This is a genomic window from Bacillus sp. DNRA2 (genome assembly GCF_012843265.1).
In the GTDB taxonomy this organism is placed as follows: domain Bacteria; phylum Bacillota; class Bacilli; order Bacillales; family Cytobacillaceae; genus Bacillus_BU.
In genome coordinates, this window is the sequence record NZ_JABAIT010000037.1 from 1 (window position 1) to 22,210 (window position 22,210).

Below are 22,210 nucleotides of genomic sequence, written 5' to 3' on the forward strand. Positions count from 1 at the left end.
GAAGGTAAAATTACAGGTTACAAAATTTCTGCATAATTAGAGAAAGTAAGGAATCGCAAGAAATCATGAGCAAGTGTCCAAACTTAGGGGGTTAGACCGCAAATCTTTGAATTTTGTTCTATTTTGAGCAAATAGACGGAAAATCTCCGCTTATTTCGGCTATTTAGCCTTCTTTTATTACATTAGTCGGAAATTCTCCGCTTATGAATTCTCATACCTACACGAAAATCAACAAACAATGAATAGTAACAGTGCCTTACGAAAAATAAAGCCGTTAAAAAGCTTCGCACTTTGTAAGAAAGGTAAATAACAATGATGCTAAAAAGTACTTCATTAAAATGGCTCGGACTATTGGTTGCGGTGCTCGTGATGATTGTTTTCATGTGCGCCAGCGTCATCTTTGGCTATACCGAAACCAACTGGAAAATGGCCATTGATGCTATCACACATAATGATGGGTCGAACGAACATATTATTATTCAAACTGTCAGAATACCGAGAGCTTTCATTGCTTCAGTCGTTGGAGCCAGCTTAGCGATAGCCGGGACCCTCATGCAAACTTTAACGAAAAATCCATTAGCAGAACCAGGATTATACGGCATAAATGCCGGTGCCGGATTTACAGTCGTAGTTGCCATGACTGTGTTTTCCGTCAATAGTATGCAAGGATTTAGCGCGCTTGCATTTTTGGGTGCGGCGATGGCAGCTGTCGGTGTCTATGCGATTGGGTCCTTCGGGCGAGAAGGATTAACGCCGATGAAGCTCACTTTGGCAGGAGCAGCGATGGCAGCGATGTTTTCCTCGTTTACGCAAGGGTTGTTAGTATTGGATGAAGCTCTACTTGATCAAGTTTTATTTTGGCTAGCAGGATCTGTCCAAGGTCGGAAATTAGATACGCTTATATCCGTTCTTCCCTATATTGGAATGGGATTGCTTGGGTCTGTGCTTATTGCTAGAAAAATGAACGTCCTGGCAATGGGAGAAGATGTGGCAACTGGGCTAGGTTTAAATACTGTTTTCATAAAAATAACGATAGGTATACTGGTTATTTTATTAGCTGGAGGTTCAGTCGCTGTGGCGGGACCGATCGGCTTCGTTGGAATTGTCATTCCCCACATCGCACGCTCGATGATGGGCGTTGATCATCGCTGGGTCATTCCATTTTCAGGCATACTAGGGGCAATTTTATTATTAATGGCCGATATTGCAGCCAGATATCTATTGATGCCATCCGAGGTCCCGGTTGGAGTCATGACTGCTATCATTGGAACTCCATTTTTTATCTTCATTGCGAGAAGGGGGTTCAATGGAAGATGAACAAGTATAAAAATTTCCGCCCATTTCACGGCAAATTGTCCGTTTTAATAGATCGGAAAGCTGCATTCATTATAATTTTTCTTACTATCATTGTCTTGGCTGTTTTTGTTGTAAGTACTGGTTCAGGCGAAATGAAAATTAATCCACTTACTGTAATGAAGGTTTTATTCGGGGCCGGCCCAGAAATGGAAACACTCGTGATTACCTCCTTCCGCCTGCCGAGAATTATTGTCGCCCTAACAGTTGGAATTTCTTTAGCGGTTGCTGGCGGTATTTTGCAAGGGATGATTCGAAATCCGCTTGCATCCCCAGATGTATTGGGGATTACCGGCGGTGCAGCAGTTGCAGTTGTTGGGTTTTTAGTTCTATTTAGTGATAAGAACCATTCGCTTACGGTCAGCATCGCCTGGCTTCCATTGGCGGCTTTCGTTGGTGCCGGGACTGTTGCTTTCTTAATTTACTTTCTGGCTTGGAAAAATGGTGTTTCCCCCATCAGGCTTGTCTTGATTGGGATTGGAATCTCCGCTTTGATGCAAGCTTTTACAACGCTATTAATGGTGATGGGCCCGATTTATCAAGCAAGTCAGGCCAATATTTGGATTACCGGGACTGTATATGGTTCCAATTGGAAAAATGTTTCGATTCTTGTTCCGTGGACAGTCATTTTCCTGATCATCGCCTTTATTGCTGCGAGAATCATCAATATTCAAGAGCTGGGAGATGACGTTGCTACCGGTCTCGGCGGAAAAGTTCAAAAACAGCGATTTTTCTTATTGATGATCAGTACGGCGCTAATTGGCGGAGCTGTTGCTTTTGCCGGTGGCATAGGTTTTGTTGGTTTGATGGCCCCGCACATGGCAAGGCGGTTAGTCGGTTCTTCGTTTGGAGCACTGCTGCCTACATCTGCCCTACTGGGTGGGACACTGGTCATGCTGGCTGATTTAATTGGTCGGACGATGTTTTCGCCATTAGAGGTCCCGGCAGGTGTGTTCACGGCTGGAATCGGTGCCCCCTACTTTATCTACTTACTTTTTAAATCTAAAAATAGTTAAATTATAGAGCCCTAGAGGCGCTTGCTACCATCAATAAATTAAGGAGCTGACGATAATGAAGAATGCGATTGAGGCAAAAAATTTATCGATTTCATATGGTGATACACTCATCATTAATGAGCTGGATTTAAAAATCCCAAAAGGTGAGATTACCGTATTTATCGGAGCAAATGGTTGTGGAAAATCGACGCTGCTTAGAACGATTGCCCGTTTGCTAAAACCAAAATCCGGCTCAGTCTTGTTAGAGGGAGAAGCAATCGCCAAGTTGTCAACGAAGGACGTGGCCAAAAGAATGGCGATACTACCGCAATCCCCATCTGCTCCGGAAGGATTAACTGTCTTACAGCTTGTAAAACAAGGCCGTTACCCACATCAAACCTGGCTAAAGCAGTGGACCGAAGAAGATGAAAAAAAAGTGAATGAAGCTTTAGCTGCAACACACTTAGAATCTTTACAAGAAAGAACAGTGGACTCCCTTTCCGGCGGACAACGGCAGCGCGCCTGGATTGCGATGACTTTGGCGCAGGATACGGACATTATTCTGTTAGATGAACCGACCACTTATTTGGATATGACCCATCAAATCGAAATTCTCGATTTACTGTTTGAATTAAATGAACAGAAAAACAGAACTGTGGTCATGGTATTACATGATCTTAACCTGGCCTGTCGGTATGCCCATCATATCGTGGCGATTAAGGACCAAACGGTTTTTGCAAAAGGAAAACCTGAGCATATCATCAATTGTGATTTGGTAAAAGGCGTTTTTGGTATGGACTGTGAAGTTACCAGTGATCCGTTATTCGGTACCCCACTGTGCATTCCATACGGAAGAGGAAGATGTGTTTTGAAACAGGCGGTATCAGTAAATGGTTAATGAAGTAGGCGTATCAGAGGTTACCCAGCAGCTGCAAAAATATCGGTTTCGAGAAGATTTGAATCATTCGTTTGAGGTTGCTTCGCTACTAGAGGCAGAATTTCTTCAGGATTTTATCGAAAATTTAACGATGATCATTAATGCTCCGTCAGCCAAAGTCACCGCTTCTATTTTTATAAAAAGATATGCCTTTGTAGCTGTCATGTCTTTATATGCTATGACCGTATGGAATAAAAAGTTAAATGTATCAATCGGTGGCTTAACCATGGAAAAACCTGAGCAAGGAAAAGCGTGGCTCCCTTCGTTTTCTATCAAAAATGTATCCGAGTCCGAGGAAGATTGGAACGGGCACGACCGCAGTGAGTGGCGAGAAACGGTTTTGCAGGGGCTCTTTGCAGAAAACATTTCTTTACTGATTGAAAAAATTGAAAAGACATTCAAAATTTCAAAACTGATTTTGTGGGAAAATATTGCCGTTTATCTATTTTGGTTATATGAAACAGAATTGAAGGATGAAGTAACTCCAAACATAGCCGAGGATTTCCACTTTTTGATTTTTGAAGCTGAAGGAAGGTTATTTGGCCCATACAAAATCAATCGCCTGCAAAAATACTATCGTGAAAAGAAACAAACTGAGGTTTCAGATGAAGCAATCAGGATCAGAAAAACATGTTGTTTCAATTACACTCTTGGAGGGGCGTCCAAGAATTGCAAAACATGTCCATGTAGAAAATAAGAAGGAATCTAGGGGTGGATCGCGAGGTTCCCTAGTTCCTTCTTGCTTGGACATATTAACGAAGTTTGCTCAATTCATCAAGAAATGCAGGTCGCCTTAGATTAGCAAAACGTAGCTCCGTTACCAACTTCGCTTGCATATCCTTTCCTGCTATTTTGGAGAATTTCTTGATCTTCCTGCAAACATCTTGGTAATTTTTTCGATTGGATGAATGGCTTGCCCTCCAATGGATAAATTGTTGATAAATATTTATTACATCCTCTTTATATGGACCGGCCAGCAACTCCGCGTATTCTTCAATATATACTGGGTTATTTCGAACAAAATCCAATAATTCCTCAACATCATTTTCCTCTTGAATCAATCGAAGGTACAAATCCCTCCCTTTCCAGCCACCATTTAATTTTAACTTTCCCTTCAGACGATGGTAAAACAATTCATCATCCTCATGATTTAATTCCTTCAATTCCTTGTAAAAATTAAAATCACCACCGAGAAATAATTCCATTGCCAGGGTGAACTGTTCTTCCCGCTTTGAAAGCTGCTTATACGCCTCATATCTGACTCTCTTCCAATTCGTGACGAGGCCAGCAAATTGACTGTCCTTCTGTTCAGCCTCGAGTGCCACCTCAATCACCTTTAGATAATTCTTTTCATCCATTAAGGTTTTAATCAACAATTCCCGAAAGGTCTTATATTGGAGATGATTTGTGATAAACTGCTCCGCTTCTTGCTCCGAACCATAGCCTTTAATCAAATCAAATACGATTTTCAACAAATCTTCATTTTGATACCTGTCATTCTCCTCGTTGGTGATGAAGCTTTCTATCATTATTCTTAAGCTATTTCGTAGCTGTTCATTTTCGGCAAAATTAAAGCCTATCCTAAGTAGCTCCGTTCTAAATTCCTCCCAACCTTCAAACACACTACTCTCACTCTGTTTCATTAATTTATTAAATAGGTCCGCTTTGACATCGCTCCCGGAATCCACGCTATTTTGTACTATCTTATCTATCACTTCAATTGTTCCATTAACCAATAGCCCAATGTCACCGTCAGAATCGTCTGCATAACCAAAAGCAGCAATTCCTTCATTCAATACTAAAAACGCAATGTCTATTGATAACAATGGGTCGTTTGAACGAACTGCCTTTTCCAATACCCCACCCAATTCATTTGTAAAAGGAAACGCATTTCGATATGTAATAAATCCTTCTTTTCGTAAATATTTATCAACGATATTTGCAATAAGCCTTTTGCAAGCTTTAATTTCTTGTGCATGGTCCGCTTTTGAATATGTGAAAATAAGTCTCTCTTCTAAAACAGTATCCTCGTTTGCAATATCTTCAATGATTTTGATCAGTTCGTTTTTGGAAAGATTCTGAAGAACTTCGCTTAAGGTTAGTCGCTGTAAAGCGACAGTTTGCTTCTCATTTTTAAAACCGTTGTTATTAAATCTTTCAAATATGTCATAAAATGCTGCAACCTCGTGTTTGCAAATTGGTCCATAATCATAGGGGCAATCGCAGCTTGAATACAGGATTGTTCCATCCCCATCAATTTTCACAACAACATCGTAATCTTCGCTTCCTAGAGCTTGAAAAATAAAATCACCATCTACAGAACGCTGTAACTCAATGATTTTACCGTTTAAATGATAATCATGTCCTCGGTCTAGTATCGTCTCATCTATCAATTGTTGAAATGAATGCAAGTTCATCAGCTTCTCCTCCTCTCAAATTTAATCATTATCATCGGTTGAATACGATATATAGAACTCACGCGTCACCTTCCCCTAATCTTCGACCAATTTCCTGGGAAAACAATTTAATCAAACGTTTGATTAAAGATTAATTTTCTCTTCGTTTCACTACGATTATAAATCATTCCACTAAAAATAATTTGTCTGTTTTTCGAGGTGGGTTACACTCATCGTTTCGACAATTCAATCCCATATTCGTTTCAATAACGACATTTTATTTCTCAACCGTGAAACAAATCTCATGAAACAAGATTTTTCGGGTGGTGCCTGTCACTACTTATGATATTTTTCATACAAAAAATAGCGTTATGTTTATAATTCATGTATTATAGAGATAAATATTAAGAAATAATATTATAGGAGGTAGAATAAATGAAGAAGCCATATAACTTACCTCTCCTTCCATTAAAATTTGACGCTGAAACAGAATTAGCCTTTTATAAAAAAGTTGTTGAAGCTCAGGCCAAATTAGAAAGGCTAAGACAAAAAATCCAATATTCACTTGTAAACGAATCCTTCATTCAACTTTTGACATTACAGGAGTCCGTCCAATCAACTCGAATAGAGGGTACACAGGTTACCTTTAGCGAAATGCTTGAGGATAACATCGACCAGCAATCTGATTGGGAAAAAGTTGAGGTAAGGAATTATCAAAAAGCCTTAAACATCGGAGTAGAGACTATTCAAACTGGATACCCCTTGACGGAGCGGCTTATTCGAGATTTACACAAAGAGTTGATGGAAAATGCTCGGGGGTCAACAAGTGCTGCCGGTGAATATCGGAAGATCCAAAATTTTATTGGTCCTACAAAGGATATCAAGGATGCATCATATATTCCACCTGAACCGCAACTAATGCCAGATTACATGACAAATCTTGAACGCTACATCAATGGGCATCCATACAAAATAACAAAAGAGGACTCCTTACATCCACTAATAAAAGCGGCTATTATTCATGCGCAATTCGAATCCATTCATCCATTTCTGGATGGAAACGGTAGATTAGGAAGAATTCTGATTGTGTTATTCTTGCTTCAATCAAAACTAATTGATTCACCATTTTTCTTTATAAGTGAGGAACTTGAGCGTGAAAGGTTCAAGTATTACTCTTTGCTGAATGGTGTTCGATCGATTGGCAGAAAAGAACCAGATTGGAAAAGTTGGATTTTATTTTTCCTTGATTCCACAATACGTATGGCGGAACAACATTACCAAAAACTAGATAAAGCTGAGCAACTTTATCATGAAGGAATGGACAAATTACAACAACCAGCTACTCAAAAAATTTGGAGAGCGTTGTTTATGTATCCAATTGCTACTGTAAATGAAATCGAATCCGTTACGAAGTTGGCCCCTGTGACGATTCGGAAAAGTCTGGTTCAACTTGTCCAGCAACATATGATTTATGGTGATGACCGTATTCGAAACCGGCGTTATTATCATTATGATTTAATCCGCATTATGTCCGAGTGAACGAGGTTACAAGAAGATTCCATTAGCTGAAGGAACACCTTTTAATGATCACGCCAAAAAATAAGGAAATCAATCGCTTTCTTAAAAAGACAGTTTAATAATTTTGTCCAAATCACAATGCCCTCCATAGAACGGCTTGTTGATGAGACCAATTTACGAGGTGCTCCACTAAAATGGACTGCCTCGTTTTTATAATATCCTCCCGTGAAACAAACACCCATGAAACAAGATTATTCGGGTGGTGCCTGTCACTTTATATCCAAGTTAATTTTTCCGCCAAGCCCATGAGTTCCTGTCTACATAACAACTTGTCCGAGAACTTTCTCGGAATTTGATCAAATCCGACTTCGATTCCCTTTAACCCACCTGCTATCGCAGCAACCGTGTCACTGTCATGGCCCATATTAGCAGCGCCAACAACAACTTCCTCAAACGCTTGGGCATTTATCAACCAATACAATACCCATTTCATTGTATTAACAACGTAACCATCAGGAGGACAATCAGGTTCAAGCTTATAATCCAATTCATACCTTGTATTGGCGATTTCCGTTCTGATTGCAGAATCAAGACGTTCACCTTGCAAAAGTCGACTGGCAATGTTGTTGTAAATCAAACAGGCTTCAGCAGCCAAATCATCGAAGTGAGTCATCTTAGATTGAAGTGTGGATAACTCATTCATTTTTCCTTTTTCCTTATACGCTAAAGCAATTGGAAGACACCTCATCAAGCTGCCATTTCCAGCACTTTGCTCATTCAGATCATAGTGTGTTTTTTCAGCTGCTTTAAACCAATCTCCTTGATAATTCTCGAAGGTTGTCCGAATCGTGATACCAATATCCTTTGGATCAGTGGCTTTCCATTCTAAAAAATGTTTGCCAATCTCCTCGATGGGATACTCAGGATTGGCGATGATTCCCTTTATAACTGCTATCGTCATTTCCGTATCGTCGGTGACCTCTCCTTCCTTTAAGTCCCACACACCTCCACCGATTATATCGGTTACCCTTCCATATTTAGCCTCTATTTCTTCCTTAGTCATAAACTCGGTTGTCCCACCTAATGCATCTCCAACCGCTACTCCAAACAATCCACCTTTGATTTTATTGAGCATTTGTCATCACTCCGATCCGATCTATTACACCTTTTACAATCTTCAACTTCCCACATTCTTCGACCAATTTCCTGGGAAAACATTTTAATCAAACGTTTGATTAAAGATTAGTTTTCTCTACGTTTCACTACGATTATAAATCATTCCAATGAAAATAATTTGTCTGTTTTTTGGGGTGTGTTACACTCATCGTTTCGACACTTTAATCCCAAATTTGTTACTGATCATTATCACATTTCCCAGCCGTGAAACAATTTCCGTGAAACAAGATTTTTCGGGCGGTGCCTGGCACCCTAACGGCAGGACATCCGCACTATTAAACATGTATAATAAATACAAGTAAATAGATCCGCATGAATAGACTAACGCTTGTATCCAGACAGCGCCAAGGATTTGAAAATTAGTTTTCTAACACGGGGTATTATCCAATTGAAAGGATTGTGACCGCGATGGATGATGATTCTTTAATAAAACATCGAAATCAATGGATGATTAAGGGGATTTGGATATTTTTATGCCTTGATATACCTTTAAATCTTTTGCTTGGAGATTTCAAAGAAGTTAGAGGAATCATCCTAATTGCTATCCCTCCGCTCCTATTTCTCACCTATTTGATGAGAAATAATATTTTTCCTAAGCTAACCATGACAATCATATCAGTCCTTTTTATCTCAGCATTATTTATTTTGAATCAAATCGAAAGGCATTATATTAATTTATTTTTCCTTATCATGCCACCAGTCTTTGCCGCCTCCTATCGTAATTGGCAAAACATACTGTTAACGACGATTGGCAGCGCAGGTGTCTTTAGCTATTTTATGCTCTTGGAAGGGGAGAACTATTTTACCCAATGGAAACAAACCGATTTATATTATTTTCTATTATGCTTTTTAACCTATACATGCTTAAAAATATATGAGTCAAAATTTACAGAAGGCGTTCGTATCCAATTAAAAGATGAATTGAAGCGGGTTAATCAATTAAAAACTGAGTTGCATGAAAGCAAAGAACGTTACCGGGCGATGGTGAAACAATCTTCAGAGGGAATCTATGCCTTTAACCCTACAACCAAAAGGGTGGTCGAGACAAATAAACGTTTTTGTGAAATGCTGGGATATAAAGAACAGGAGCTTCTAAAGCTTACACTTAATGACATTATCCTTTCTGATGAATCAATAATGGATTCAAACATTGGAAAGGTTCTAAATAATAATCGTTATTTTGTGGGTGAAACACTTTATCGCCGTAAAGACGGGACCATCATCACCGTAGAGGTGGGTGGCTCATTAGTTCATTTTAATAACGAAACTGTTATATTAGCCAATATTCGTGATATTACAAAACAAAAAGAGATTGAAAGAGGATTAGTAGATAGTGAAAAAAAATATCGACTAATTGCGGATAATATGACTGATTTCGTGACGGTTCTCGACCTTAACGGAAAAATTCTATACGCTTCTCCTTCCCATGAAAACAGTATGAAAATAAAGGTAAGTAATCTTGAAGGAGGCTATCCGTTTAAATATATCCATCCAGATGATTTGGAAACAGCCAATAAGGCTCTAAGTCATATGTTTATAAACAGAGCAAGCAGCCAAATAGAAATCCGATGGAGATTGGAGAATGATTGGGTTAATCTCGAAGTTAGAGGCAAGCCAGTAGTGGAGGATAACGGAGACATCCAAAAGTTTGTTGTTACTTCCCGAAATATTACGGAACGCGTGAAGATGGAAGATCAAATGAAACGAACCTCAGCTAGACTTGAAGCATTAATTTCCCATATGCCCTATGGAATTTTAGCAGAGGATAAAGACCACAGGCTGATTCTTGTAAACCACCAATTTACTGAAATATTTAGAGCACCGCATCATTCACAAAAAATGCTAGGGATGAAGTCTGAAGATGTTCCCGAAGCAGGAAGAAATATTTTTCGCGAAGAAGAATTATATAAAAAAAGGAGTAAAGCAATCCTCGCCAACCGGCAAACGGTATTGGATGAAGAATGGGAGCTATTGGATGGGCGAATGATAAGCCGAGATGCCATTCCTATTTTTACAAATAATGAGTTTGACGGCTTTCTGTGGCAGTTTAAAGATATAACTAATCAGAAAAAAATGGAGCAAGAATTACGGGAAGCATCATTTATCGATGGCTTAACGAAGATTTCCAATCGACGACTGTTTGACGAAACGATCGCAACCGAATGGGGGCGCTGTTCTAGAACTTCAAAACACCTCACCTTAATTATGATCGATATTGACCGTTTTAAAAATTACAATGATACATATGGGCATCAACGGGGGGACGAGTGTCTGATCAAAGTTGCGCAAACAATCAAGGAAACGATTCGACGCCCTTCTGATGTGGTATGTCGCTATGGTGGCGAAGAGTTTGCGGTAATTTTGCCAGAGACGCATCAAGAGGGCGGAATGAGAATTGCTGAAAAAATCCGCGCACAGGTAGAGGCATTAAAAATCCCGCACGCCACTTCAAGTGTGGGTAAATTTGTCACATGTAGTTTTGGAGTTGCTACCTTGATTCCAAGTCCTTTTTCAACACCAGAAGAAATTATCAGGATGGCCGATAAGGCTCTATATTCATCCAAAAACAAAGGTCGAAATTGTGTGGATTATTATGATATCTAGAAACAGGGGGCGGTTCAAAAACCGCCCCCCTCTTTTCTAATTCGACAAATTTCGGGTGGTGCCTGGCACCGCTAATGGCACCGCTTAACGCCATCGTTAAGCTTTTTTAAATATGTTTTCGATAAATTCGTCATTAATTGCATATGTTTTGGGACGGCTTTTTACTAAAGAAACAACGTTACGAGTTTCAAGTTCATTCATGACTTTGTTTATTTTATGGCTGCTTTCACCAGAAACCTTTACTAAATCTGCATTAGATAAAATTAGATCTTCTCCAGCGAAAACCGTAATGTCGAGTTGCACATGTAGAACAAATTTTAATAAATGATCATTCGCAGCCCAATCAATATTGTTAATATATTCCTTAATACGTTGAGCTTTTGCTAGCCCAAGTTGCAAATCCTCAATAATTGCTTGCTGACCAGAGCTTAGAATTTCTAGCATATCTATCAAATAAAATGTTAGCTCTCCCTTATTAAGTGGATCTGAGATATTTTCCAAAGCCTTGTAATATTTTAATTTATCATTATTAATGGCGTAAGATAGCGTGATGGCTGAATAACGTTCTAGCTTTCTGGAAACATAACTGCAAACCAATAGTCTCCCAGTTCTGCCATTGCCATCATAAAACGGATGTATATATTCATAGTAATAATGCGCAATAAAATATTTATATAAATCTGGAATCTCTGATACCTTTAAGAAATTGACTAAATCAATTAATTTCTCATTTATCTTCGCTTCAGGTTCAACACCTCTATGTGTTACTTTAACCCCGTCTGTAATCGTGGCACCTTTAGCTCTAAAATATGTCCCATCAGGTTGTTTACTTTTAGGAATTTCATCCGCAACTAACTCATCATACAGCTTTCGGAAATCTTCAACTGTCTGAATGGGCTCTAACTTATCAATATAATTATAAGTTTTCATCAAACCCCAAAAACGTTTCTTAGCTGAAGATTTAGCGTCCTGAATAGAATCTAATACGTTTGATAACTCTTCTTTAGTACTTCTAACTCCCTCGATTTCATTAGTACTCTGTGCCTCATTCACAATAAGTTTATGAAAGAAAGGCTCTACCGCAAATGCGGGCAAATCTTTTACCGCTAATTGAATTTTACAACTGTTCATTATAACTTCTTCATAAAGCTTCGCTAATTTATCGACATGAACAAAAAATAATGTTTCAGAATGACTTTCCGTTCTGCCTTTTCTGAAGGGATTAACCTGGAGATTGGTATGATAAGCACCATAACTATTAAGCCTTTTTTCATACTCTTTATGATGCATTGCACTATCATATTTATAAAAAACCTTCGAAAGTTTCTCATAATCCATAAAATAATCCCTCCTTAATTTAAAAATATGCTAATTTTATAATTATGAAACACATTATTGAGAATTATACCATAAAAACTGCTGAATTTTTTCAAAAACACATACTTTGTATTAATAAATAATGGAATACTGGCTATTTTTCAAAACAAGACTCCATCGATATTAGCCTTTGCTGGTTTATTTAAAAATTCCGTACTCCATGATATCCTCTTTCCCTGAATTAGCATATGAATGCTAATTACCATTACTCCATGGGACATTGAATCCGCAATTTGACCTTTAAAACTACATTTAAACAATTCGCTGAGGCACCGCTGCTTCAACAGGGCAACTCTACAGTAAATGTACTGCCCTTCCCTTGCTCACTTTGGACACTTATTTCACCGCCGCTTAGTTCGACGATGCGTCTTACGAGTGGAAGTCCAAGCCCATATCCTGATTTGGAATGGGAAGTATCTCCCTGATAAAATTTATCGAAAAGATGCGCCTTAGTCTGATCGTTCATGCCAGAACCGTCATCCTGAATAACAAACTGAATCTCGTCGTTTACATTGGCAAGGGTGATATGGATTGAGCCACCAGGATTGGCAAATTTAATCGCATTATCTAATAAGTTAAGCCAAATCTGCTGTGTCAAATCTTCATTTCCGCAATACATCACATTATCTAATTCCACATTTACTGTCATCTCTTTTGTAGACCATTTGGGCTCCATTAACACAACGGTCCTTCTGATTTGTTCATCCAGCCTGAACGGCGCTTTATCGGCAATAATTTCCAGATTCTCGTATTTCGCCAGAGTGAGAACATTGGTGGAAAGCGCGGCTAAGCGCTCAGATTCCGTAATGATAATGTCAAGATACTCCCGTCGTTCTTCTTCAGTAAGATGGTTTTCCCTGAGAAGCTTGGCAAAACCACGTAAAGATACGATCGGTGTTTTAAATTCATGGGAGAAGTTGTTGACAAAATCACTTCTCAGCGTTTCAATACTTGAAAGTTCATGGGTCATTTTATTAAAGCTCTGCGACAATTCCTCCAACTCGACGATCCCTTTTATATTTACCTTAACATGAAAGTTGCCACCAGCCACCATATGCGTAGCCTCAATGACCTGGCGAATTGGATTCAATGCTTTTTTGCTAAAAAAGCCCGTAAGTGCCGTTCCAAGTAATATGCAGAGACCAAATAGTAAAAAAATCGGGATTAGCGGACCATTGCTTCCGCCCCGATGACCAAGAGAAATAACGCCCAAATGCTGCAGGATGGCCACACTCCCTCCAATCACCACAAAGGTCGCCATCATCACACCGAACACAAACATGACCAATGTGATCGCCAGACTTAATCGCTTCTTAAAAAATTCCCTCATCTTTTTTTCACAGCCTTATATCCAAGTCCGCGTACGGTCACAATTTCGAATTCTGTCCAATCCCGAAATCTGTCCCGCAGGCGGTTAATATGGACATTAAGAGTGTGATCATCAGTTTCGGTTCCCATTCCCCAAATCTCCTCCATCAGCTGCAGCCGGGTAAAAATCATGTTCGGATAAGATAGTAATTTAAATAATAGGTAAAACTCTTTTTGCGGTAAGGTAATAACCTGATCAGCACGGGATACGGTAAGCGTATCATAATCGAGTACAGCCGTTCCGACTGTTAGCTTGCGGTCGCTGGCAATCTGAGCCCGCCTAAGCAGCGCCTTAATCCGAAGCACCATCTCCTCCTCATCGACTGGCTTTGTCATATAATCATCCGTCCCAGCTAGAAATCCCTGCCTTTTGTCTTGTGGCTCCTGCTTAGCCGTAACCATCAGGATTGGGAGGGTCTCCCATGAAAGCCGAAGTTGCCGTGTCAATTCATAGCCATCCATATTCGGCATCATTAAATCAAGCACCACTAAATCAACATGCTGTGTTTCCATGAACTGGAGTGCAGCGATGCCGTCCTCCGCCCCGTATGGTTCAAATCCATTTTGTTTTAATACGGCACACATCAATTTTCTAGTGTTTGTATCATCTTCAACTACTAATATTTTTAGCATAGAAGGCACCTCCAATTATCTTAAAATAACTAAATTAACTATACCTTCAAAAAGTAAACTGAAAATCAATTGAATATTTCCAACTAGTTGATTTTCAGTTTACTTTACACTGCTACACTATGGGCGTACAAGGTGTACAAAAAAATGGAGGAATGTTTATGCTGAAACTCAAACTGGACAATATAAAAAAAACATATGAAAGTGGTGAAGTCGTTACCGCTTTAAAAGCGATATCGATTGGATTTCGCGAAAATGAATTTGTTTCCATCCTCGGTCCATCAGGCTGCGGGAAAACGACACTTCTAAACATTATTGGCGGTTTAGATCGTTATAACAGCGGCGACTTGATAATAAACGGTTTGTCTACAAAGGAATTCAAAAATAGTGACTGGGATGCTTATCGTAACCACTCGATCGGATTTGTATTTCAAAGCTACAATCTGATTGGACATCAGACAGTGTTGCAGAATGTTGAAATCGCGATGACTTTATCAGGCGTATCAGCTTCCGAACGAAAACGGAGAGCAGGTCCACGGGGACAGGTTCCTTGTCCCGGTAAAAATAGAACTTCCAACAGTGGGGGTACCAAAAGGGAAGAGCAGCATCTGGATAAGTAGATGCTGCTCTTCCTTTTATGTATTATTGAGGTCCACGGGGACAGGTCCCGGTAAAAATAGTATTAGGATTATTCTACCGTTGGGACAGTGAACCTGTCCCTTTGTCCCTGTGGGCACCTAGTGGCACCTAGTTCGGCGCCTAGTTTCTATCGTGATATAATAGTTTTATGGAGGGGGTTTTATTTTGGAGCTACGTCCTAAACATCCGATGAAATCCATTTTACAAAAAAAGAATAATTTAGCAGCAACCCGGGAATTCACAGATCGTGAAATGCCCACTCAAGCATTTGTAAATGCGTTCCGCGAGAAAAAGCCAGACGAATATAAAGTACTTACATATTATGGAGTCGGGGGAATTGGCAAAAGCAGACTGATGAAAGAACTCTATAAAAAATTAGATGATCTCTCACCAACTGTCGTTAAAGTCGTTAAAGTCATCATAGATTTTAAGGAAGAAAGAAATCGCCTAGCAGGAGAAGCGCTCATTTCATTGCGAGAGGAATTAATGAAGAATGAAAGAATAAAATTTCACACCTTCGATCTCGCATATACCATTTATTGGCGTAAACTCCACCCGCAGCTATCGATGAAATCTAACAAGACTGAACTTCCTTTTATTGAAGAGGGTAGCTTTTTCGCTGAACTTATCGAGAATTTAGATTACGTTCCTTTAGCTCAATGGGTTCCAAAAACATTAAAGCTCATTAATGGCTTTACTGGTTATAAAGATTCATTCGGAAAATGGTGGCGTAAACGTGGACTGGATGTCCTTAATCAACTTGAGGATTTGCAGCCAACTGAAATTGAGGAAATGCTCCCAGCGTTTTTTTCCGTCGATGTGAAGGAGTACTTGGCATCAACTGGAAAAACCGCCATATTTTTTCTTGATACATATGAAGCACTTTGGGAGAAAAATCGCCAACAGGGATCATTTAATGAAAAGGATGCCTGGATTCAAGAGCTTGTCTTACAGCTTAAGGAAGTATTGTGGGTCATTTGCGGTAGAGAAAAAATCCAGTGGGCCAATGATAATTCAGCTTGGGAGCCCTTTTTAGAACAGCATTTGATGGGAGAACTATCAGAAAAAGATTCCGATAAATTTTTAACGAAATGTGGAATCGCGAATGATGAAATCCGGCAACTTATTATTAAAAGCAGCCGCGGACTACCCTATCATTTGGACTTAATGGTTGATACATACACCTTAATCCAAGAAACGAGGATTCCGAAGCTGGGGGATTTTTCGCAAACACCAAACAAGATTTTAGAACGGTTCCTTCGCTACTTGGACATCTCCGAGAAGGAGACGATTAAGGTTTTGTCGTTTGCCCGTTATTGGGATGAGGCATTGTTTGCAGAACTCGTCACTCAATTTCAAACAGGCTATCCGCCTACAGCCTACCTTGATTTATTCCGCTTCTCATTTTTTAATAAAAATGAAGAAGAATACATCTGGGATATGAATCCAATTATGCGTAATAATTTACAGGAAGATATCTTAAAAACGGACCCTCGGCTGTACAATAAGATTCACGGATTCCTGTTCAAATACTATGATAAAAAATTAAAATCAGCAAAAACGGGGCAATTTTCAATTCTTGAGAAGAAGGCTACTCGTGAAGCCTTCTATCACGGAATGATAGTGAAGCAGTCCGCGGAGTTTCTGGAATGGTTCCTAGAGAATGGAAAGAAGCTAGAGGCTGAAGGCCAGTTTGCCCTCGTTTATTCTTTTTATCATGATGTAATATCACTACTTCCTAAGGAAGAGAGTGTCCAAGCGGCGGCTGTTTATCAATATTTTGGAGAGATTGGCCTGTTGCAAGGGAATTATGATAACGCCAAGGAATTGTATGGTCAGGCATTGCGGGTTTATTTTTCAAAAAATAAAGATTTAAAAGGTATCATTAAATGCAGTATTGATTTAGCAGAAATTATGATTCACACTGCCCAGTATGAAGAAGCTTATCGCTATTTATTGGAAGCTTCCAAGTACTGTCAGGAGCAGGAAGCGAAAAAGCAGGATATTTTGCTTGATGAAGCGCTACTATCCGTGCGGTTAGGCAAATTGAATATTCGTTTTGCCAGATATGAAGAGAGTCTAGAAAACTATCAAGTTGCCATTAGGGCCTGTGACCAAGCATTGCTGCTAAGTCCTGAAGACCCTGCTGTGTTTGCTATGAAAGCACTGGCTTATGAGAAGCTTGGCGAGCTTTATGGCAGCAGAGAGTACGATAATCAGGGTGAATGTTACCGAAAATCGATTCATTTCTACGATCTTGCCTTGAAAAATAAAAATCAAATCAACTATTTACGAGTGTTGACCAACCAAGGCCTGGCCTATAAACGATTAGCTGAGCATTACGATGTTAATAAAGAGCCGGCTGAAAAACTTAAAAGTTTTGAGCAGGCCATCATGATTTATGACCATGTGTTGGGGCAATCACCGGATTTTATTGATGCACTTGAGAAAAAGGGACATGCAGCGGTGGATTATATGGTGCTGCAAATTCAATTGGGTCAGTTTGAACGGGCGATTGAAACATTTACAGAGGCAATTGATGCATTTGGACGCGCACTGGAACTATCTCCAAAACAGGCTGGATCCAAAAATCGGATTGCCTCTGCCCATCGAGAAATTGCGATTATGTATATGAAAAGAGACCAACCTGAAGAGGCTTTAATGAGCCTGAAAGAAGCCGTTAGAATCTATGAAGAGCTTCTTCAAGAATCCAATTATATCTATGTCCATAACAGTCTCGGTAAAACGCACGAAACAATTGGCGATTACTACACACAATTCGCAGATCCTGAAAAAGCAAGGGCACACTATCAACAGGCGATACAAGAGTTCCAAAACATGCTCCTACGTTCACCTAAACTACGTGAACCGCTTGAACGGATCGAACATATTAAAAAGAAGCTAGGGAATGATTGAAAACTCTGAAACTTTCTCTTTATTAAGCGCATATCCTTGTTTTTATACAAAGAAAAAAGAAAAAAACCCCTTTTGGATAGCAACACCAAAAGGGGTTTTTTCGACGGATGTTTCATCACTATTATTACTCAAGTTTTATTTACTCCCTTCTGATCAAGATTTAATTTCCAAGAAACACATCAGTATTCAAAAATGCTAATAATTACCATATAAAATTAAACTAATATCGACGACTGAACAACTACTATTTTAATTAAATTACAAAAATGGTACTTATTTACCAATAGCAAAGAAACAGATGGCGGTTCCTGTATTCTCCGAATGAACAATTAAAAATTTGCATAAGGATTAGTAAAAACCTTTGGAGGTTATTGCTTGAGCAAATTCGATCCAAAAAAACTATTTGTAGAATACATGGATGGTGTGAAGGAAATAAAAACTGTTATTCCAAGGCGTTACACACTAACTCACTCTGATACAACTGGAGAGCTTTTTTTAGCAATTGGAAGTCATTATGCCTGGAATAAAATCCAGCCTATGAGGGATGAGGTATTAGGTGAATGGAAATCAAATGGGTGTTCCTTATACTATCATGTTTATTTATATATAGACCGAGGCGAATATACCCATCAGGAATCAAAAAAACGTAATGAAATATTCAGACGTGAATTACCACTTGCACTAACAGCTATTCGATATGGCGACAGGTTTTTATTTGACGCATACCCTCAGCTAAATCAAGCTTCCATAATTGTTAACTTTACATCTGCTTATCCACAGTTCTCCAGGCAAGAAAATTGGGGAACTTTTAATAGCTTTACTATTTAAAAGGAGCAGCGAACATGAGGATGATTCTTCCGTTCACCCAATTATTTCCAAAGACAAACTCCCCACCAAATATTGAATTACTAAAATTTGCCACCAACCAGAAAAGACAGGACCTAGAATCGTGGTTCTATGTTCTGTCTTTTGATTGATAAAAGAACCTGGTTGATTAATTCGCAGACCAACCACCGTTTTCAATATAACCTACTGCATCTAATACTTTATCTCTTGTTCCTTCCGCTGCAATATAATGAACTTTTCCGTCCTCAGCTTCAAAAACCCATGTAACTAATATGTAATTTCCATCATCATATTTTCCGTACACTTGCACAGCATCAATATTCTTAATTTTTACCCTAGCAGCTTGTAGTTCCTTACCGCCATCTTGCTCCATTCGGTATGCTATGGAACTTGCATAATCCTCAAGGCCCGCACTCTCTTCACCTTGCATGATATTTAAAGAGATGATAGCCGACTTATCGATGCTACACACTTGGAAACTATTATTTCCATCAACATCTACAAAATTAGCCCAGTCACTAGGCACATTTACATAACCATATTCCGGTGTCCCTACCTTTTTGGTATCCAGTTTAGCTTCTCCTTCAGGATCATTTGTTGAACTAGTCTTTTTCGAAATGCCGTTCACTGAACCCGCTACTAAGCTATCGCCTTCTTTGCTGCTGTTATCTTTAGACTCCTTCTTACTTGCAGGCGCAGTTTCTTTATCTTCATTATAACTAACGGAGCAGCCAGCACCCCCTAACACCAATAAGGCAGCCAAAACCAACATAAACTTCCGCATTTCACAATCCCCTTTTTACACTTATTTCAAAAATCACAAGTAAAATTATACCAGTTCAAACCAGTAAGTGCGTGAAAATTCATTATTTTCAATAAAAAAATAAACAGCGTCGGGATGGCTCCGCTCATCCCCTTCCCAAGCCACACCATCCCCGAATAACAACAAAAATATCATAACAAACAACAACATATACATAAAATACAACAATAATTTATTGAAATTCGATAAACACCTTGTTATAATCAATTTGAAAATCCATCATTAAAGGAGAACCTGAGATGAGTAACGAACCTATCATCAGCTTGCGTAATGTTACCAAAAAAGTTGGTAAAACTACCATCATTGATAACCTGACGTTTGACGTACCACAAGGCGAAATTTTCGGCTTCCTTGGTCCAAACGGGGCCGGTAAAACCACTACAATCCGCATGATTGTTGGATTGATGTCGATTACCAAAGGGCAAATTTTTATAAAAGGAAAAAATATTAAAACGGATTTCGAACAAGCGATCCGCCACATCGGTGCCATTGTAGAAAGTCCGGAAATGTACAAATATCTGAGCGGCTACCATAACCTGGTTCATTACGCACGGATGGTACCTGGAGTGACTAAGGAACGAATTGATGAAGTGGTGTCGCTAGTCAAACTGGAAAATCGCATTCATGACAAAGTAAAGAAGTACTCACTTGGAATGCGCCAGCGACTAGGAGTTGCTCAAGCATTATTGCATCGCCCGTCCTTGTTGATTCTAGATGAACCGACGAACGGTCTTGACCCGGCGGGGATTCGCGAGCTGCGCGATTATTTGCGTCATTTGGCCCGAACGGAAGGAATTACTGTGGTTGTCTCGAGTCACTTATTGTCTGAGATGGAACTAATGTGCGACCGGGTCGCCATTCTCCAACGAGGGAAACTAGTAAATGTGATGCCGATAGAGCAGATTACTCAAGGAAACGAACAAGCTCAAACGTATGTAATCCAAGCGCAACCACAAGAACAAGCGTTGGAAACAATTAGAGAGATGGATGGGGTACAAGCTGCCAATATAACAGAGAAGGGCTTCATTGAGTTCATAACTGAGCACGAACGAATCCCAGACATTCTTGAAAGACTAATGCACAACAAGGTTCGTATTTATGGTGTTCAGATGATTAGCCAATCACTGGAAGAACGATTTTTAGAAATAACCGGAGGTGGGCAAATTGGTTAATCTCGTTCTCAATGAAAATATGAAAATCTATCGTCGTGTGCGAACTTGGGTTTTAGTCGGACTCATGGTTGCTTTTGTGCTATTTGTTAATTTTATAGAATGGCATTCAGATGGGAAAAAAGCGGAAGGTGAAGGCTGGCGGACACAACTTCAACAGGAAAATCAGCAATATAGCGAGATTCTGAAGCGGCACGACCTGAATAAAAATGATCGAACATTTTACAAGCAGCAGATATCCCTGAATGAATATCATTTGGAGAAAAACATTCGCTCGACTGAAGGCACGATCTGGGATGGTATAAACGGTTCTGCTAGTCTGATGCTCGTGATTACCGTTTTTACCATCATCATTGCCGGGGATAGCCTCGCCGGTGAATTTTCATCAGGAACCATCAAACTACTGTTAATCAGACCGGCTAGCCGAGTCAAAATTATGGTCTCAAAATATATCTCGTTTCTTTTGTTCGGAGTGTTGTTGTTACTGATATTATTTGTCCTATCGATTATCGTAAACGGAATTCTTTATGGATTTGGATACATGGACCTACCTTTAATCAGAATGACCGAAGCTGGGCAAATCATCGAAACGAATATGTTCGCTAATCTGTGGAAGACATATATGTTCAATGGTATATCCACAGTTATGTACGTAACAATGGCCTTTATGATTTCTTCTGCTTTTAGGAGCAGTACGATGGCGATTGGTTTTTCAATCGGTGCCTTATTTGCGGGCAATATTGTTCTCCAGGCACTGCAACGGTTCGCGTGGAGCAAGTACCTATTGTTCGCTAACATCGACCTCAACCAGTATCTGGTCGGGATTCCTTACCAAAAGGGAATGACCATGTCCTTTTCTATCGGAATGCTCGTTATCTATTTCCTAGCATTCAATCTAATTTCTTGGCTCCTTTTTACACGGAGAGACGTGACGGCCTAGGGACACAGGGACAGGTCCATCGTCCCAGCGAGACTATCTTTATTCATAAATATGTGTATTGTATCTGAAGGACTCGTGGACAGGTTCCCCATCTATTTAACTAATCACAAAAAACGGTGGGACATGAACCTGTCCCCATTTTCCTGGTTATCTATGAACACGATCAATCACACTTTTTGATATTCCAGTAATTCTTGATAGTTGTCTCACCGACACCCCATTCAACTTTTTAAGTTTTGATAATACCTCATCCCTAGCTCCCCTCTCCATTCTCTGTATCGTACTGGTGTTGATAATCCCCAGTTGATTAAGGTATTCCCTCACCTCTTGATCAGATTTTCTATTTATTATGTAATCATCCAAACATTGATCACCATTCGATTGATTCATGTACAAAATAAACATTTTTATGGCCCTTTTTCGTTCATATGAAAATAATCCAAAACCCACGTCAACATCAACTAAGATTGCCTTTTTTAAATATTCATTAATGCTGGTCCATTTACTTTCAAAAACATTTCGT

The 22,210-nt window shown here is 39.4% G+C and carries 16 protein-coding genes and 2 pseudogenes; 11 read left to right on the forward strand and 7 right to left on the reverse strand.

The window, feature by feature from the left end:
- The first annotated feature begins 312 nt into the window (after positions 1-312).
- From HHO41_RS20415 to HHO41_RS20430, 4 genes are read left to right on the forward strand one after another with little or no spacing between them, the layout of a single operon-like run.
- Entirely contained in the window at positions 313-1,317 is a 1,005-nt protein-coding gene (locus HHO41_RS20415; RefSeq protein ID WP_169102143.1) for a FecCD family ABC transporter permease, read from the forward strand.
- Positions 1,314-2,369, forward strand: a complete 1,056-nt coding sequence (locus HHO41_RS20420) for a FecCD family ABC transporter permease (protein ID WP_169102145.1) — start codon at positions 1,314-1,316, stop codon at positions 2,367-2,369. The genes HHO41_RS20415 and HHO41_RS20420 overlap by 4 nt, the downstream gene beginning before the upstream one ends.
- A 55-nt stretch (positions 2,370-2,424) precedes the next feature.
- Positions 2,425-3,246, forward strand: coding sequence for an ABC transporter ATP-binding protein (locus HHO41_RS20425; protein ID WP_169102147.1), 822 nt, complete (start codon positions 2,425-2,427; stop codon positions 3,244-3,246).
- Positions 3,239-3,982: an IucA/IucC family C-terminal-domain containing protein gene (locus tag HHO41_RS20430; RefSeq protein ID WP_169102188.1), complete on the forward strand. Its 744-nt coding sequence runs from the start codon at positions 3,239-3,241 to the stop codon at positions 3,980-3,982. Before HHO41_RS20425 ends, HHO41_RS20430 begins: the two co-directional genes overlap by 8 nt.
- 55 nt (positions 3,983-4,037) lie before the next feature.
- Here HHO41_RS20430 and HHO41_RS20435 read toward each other — a convergent pair whose 3' ends face one another.
- Positions 4,038-5,702: an SWIM zinc finger family protein gene (locus HHO41_RS20435; protein ID WP_169102149.1), complete on the reverse strand. Its 1,665-nt coding sequence runs from the start codon at positions 5,700-5,702 to the stop codon at positions 4,038-4,040.
- Positions 5,703-6,116: 414 nt separating this feature from the next.
- On the opposite strand from HHO41_RS20435, the gene HHO41_RS20440 reads away from it, so the two are divergent.
- Positions 6,117-7,220 carry a Fic family protein gene (locus HHO41_RS20440; RefSeq protein ID WP_169102151.1) on the forward strand — a complete coding sequence of 368 codons (1,104 nt, stop codon included), beginning with the start codon at positions 6,117-6,119 and terminating at the stop codon, positions 7,218-7,220.
- A gap of 253 nt (positions 7,221-7,473) precedes the next feature.
- Here the strand turns inward: HHO41_RS20440 and HHO41_RS20445 are convergent, their stop codons facing one another.
- Positions 7,474-8,334, reverse strand: coding sequence for an ADP-ribosylglycohydrolase family protein (locus tag HHO41_RS20445; protein ID WP_169102153.1), 861 nt, complete (start codon positions 8,332-8,334; stop codon positions 7,474-7,476).
- A gap of 449 nt (positions 8,335-8,783) precedes the next feature.
- Here HHO41_RS20445 and HHO41_RS20450 point away from each other — a divergent pair, with 449 nt between their 5' ends.
- Positions 8,784-10,979 (forward strand): diguanylate cyclase domain-containing protein, encoded by a 2,196-nt coding sequence (locus tag HHO41_RS20450; RefSeq protein WP_169102162.1) that lies wholly within the window; start codon positions 8,784-8,786, stop codon positions 10,977-10,979.
- Between the two features lie 96 nt (positions 10,980-11,075).
- On the opposite strand, the gene HHO41_RS20455 is transcribed toward HHO41_RS20450, so the two are convergent.
- The 3 genes from HHO41_RS20455 to HHO41_RS20465 form a co-directional block, all read right to left on the reverse strand.
- On the reverse strand, positions 11,076-12,317 hold the full coding sequence (locus HHO41_RS20455) for a Fic family protein (RefSeq protein ID WP_169102164.1): 1,242 nt from the start codon (positions 12,315-12,317) through the stop codon (positions 11,076-11,078).
- A gap of 319 nt (positions 12,318-12,636) precedes the next feature.
- Entirely contained in the window at positions 12,637-13,686 is a 1,050-nt protein-coding gene (locus tag HHO41_RS20460; protein ID WP_248278558.1) for a HAMP domain-containing sensor histidine kinase, read from the reverse strand.
- Positions 13,683-14,357 (reverse strand): response regulator transcription factor, encoded by a 675-nt coding sequence (locus HHO41_RS20465; protein WP_169102166.1) that lies wholly within the window; start codon positions 14,355-14,357, stop codon positions 13,683-13,685. Before HHO41_RS20465 ends, HHO41_RS20460 begins: the two co-directional genes overlap by 4 nt.
- A 158-nt stretch (positions 14,358-14,515) precedes the next feature.
- Between HHO41_RS20465 and HHO41_RS20470 the strand changes: the two are divergent.
- The 3 genes and pseudogenes from HHO41_RS20470 to HHO41_RS20480 form a co-directional block, all read left to right on the forward strand.
- A pseudogene (locus HHO41_RS20470) lies at positions 14,516-14,884 on the forward strand (ABC transporter ATP-binding protein); the annotation flags it as partial.
- A gap of 274 nt (positions 14,885-15,158) precedes the next feature.
- Positions 15,159-17,909: a tetratricopeptide repeat protein gene (locus HHO41_RS20475; protein ID WP_169102178.1), complete on the forward strand. Its 2,751-nt coding sequence runs from the start codon at positions 15,159-15,161 to the stop codon at positions 17,907-17,909.
- 375 nt (positions 17,910-18,284) lie between these two features.
- Positions 18,285-18,737, forward strand: coding sequence for a staygreen family protein (locus tag HHO41_RS20480; protein WP_169102180.1), 453 nt, complete (start codon positions 18,285-18,287; stop codon positions 18,735-18,737).
- Positions 18,738-18,903: 166 nt separating this feature from the next.
- Here HHO41_RS20480 and HHO41_RS20485 read toward each other — a convergent pair whose 3' ends face one another.
- Positions 18,904-19,539, reverse strand: coding sequence for a hypothetical protein (locus HHO41_RS20485; RefSeq protein ID WP_169102182.1), 636 nt, complete (start codon positions 19,537-19,539; stop codon positions 18,904-18,906).
- Positions 19,540-19,817: 278 nt separating this feature from the next.
- On the opposite strand from HHO41_RS20485, the gene HHO41_RS20490 reads away from it, so the two are divergent.
- Entirely contained in the window at positions 19,818-20,750 is a 933-nt protein-coding gene (locus tag HHO41_RS20490) for an ABC transporter ATP-binding protein (protein WP_169102184.1), read from the forward strand.
- Positions 20,743-21,687, forward strand: coding sequence for an ABC transporter permease (locus tag HHO41_RS20495; protein ID WP_169102186.1), 945 nt, complete (start codon positions 20,743-20,745; stop codon positions 21,685-21,687). The genes HHO41_RS20490 and HHO41_RS20495 overlap by 8 nt, the downstream gene beginning before the upstream one ends.
- A gap of 147 nt (positions 21,688-21,834) precedes the next feature.
- Here the strand turns inward: HHO41_RS20495 and HHO41_RS20500 are convergent.
- Positions 21,835-22,210: pseudogene (locus tag HHO41_RS20500) on the reverse strand (transposase); the annotation flags it as partial.

Coding starts and splice junctions, on each gene's coding strand:
- HHO41_RS20435 (WP_169102149.1), bottom strand. CDS start 5,702: ATGAACTTGCATTCATTTCAACAATTGATAGATGAGACGATACTAGAC.
- HHO41_RS20440 (WP_169102151.1), top strand. CDS start 6,117: ATGAAGAAGCCATATAACTTACCTCTCCTTCCATTAAAATTTGACGCT.
- HHO41_RS20465 (WP_169102166.1), bottom strand. CDS start 14,357: ATGCTAAAAATATTAGTAGTTGAAGATGATACAAACACTAGAAAATTG.
- HHO41_RS20430 (WP_169102188.1), top strand. CDS start 3,239: ATGGTTAATGAAGTAGGCGTATCAGAGGTTACCCAGCAGCTGCAAAAA.
- HHO41_RS20485 (WP_169102182.1), bottom strand. CDS start 19,539: ATGCGGAAGTTTATGTTGGTTTTGGCTGCCTTATTGGTGTTAGGGGGT.
- HHO41_RS20445 (WP_169102153.1), bottom strand. CDS start 8,334: ATGCTCAATAAAATCAAAGGTGGATTGTTTGGAGTAGCGGTTGGAGAT.
- HHO41_RS20490 (WP_169102184.1), top strand. CDS start 19,818: ATGAGTAACGAACCTATCATCAGCTTGCGTAATGTTACCAAAAAAGTT.
- HHO41_RS20425 (WP_169102147.1), top strand. CDS start 2,425: ATGAAGAATGCGATTGAGGCAAAAAATTTATCGATTTCATATGGTGAT.
- HHO41_RS20460 (WP_248278558.1), bottom strand. CDS start 13,686: ATGAGGGAATTTTTTAAGAAGCGATTAAGTCTGGCGATCACATTGGTC.
- HHO41_RS20450 (WP_169102162.1), top strand. CDS start 8,784: ATGGATGATGATTCTTTAATAAAACATCGAAATCAATGGATGATTAAG.
- HHO41_RS20415 (WP_169102143.1), top strand. CDS start 313: ATGATGCTAAAAAGTACTTCATTAAAATGGCTCGGACTATTGGTTGCG.
- HHO41_RS20455 (WP_169102164.1), bottom strand. CDS start 12,317: ATGGATTATGAGAAACTTTCGAAGGTTTTTTATAAATATGATAGTGCA.
- HHO41_RS20420 (WP_169102145.1), top strand. CDS start 1,314: ATGAACAAGTATAAAAATTTCCGCCCATTTCACGGCAAATTGTCCGTT.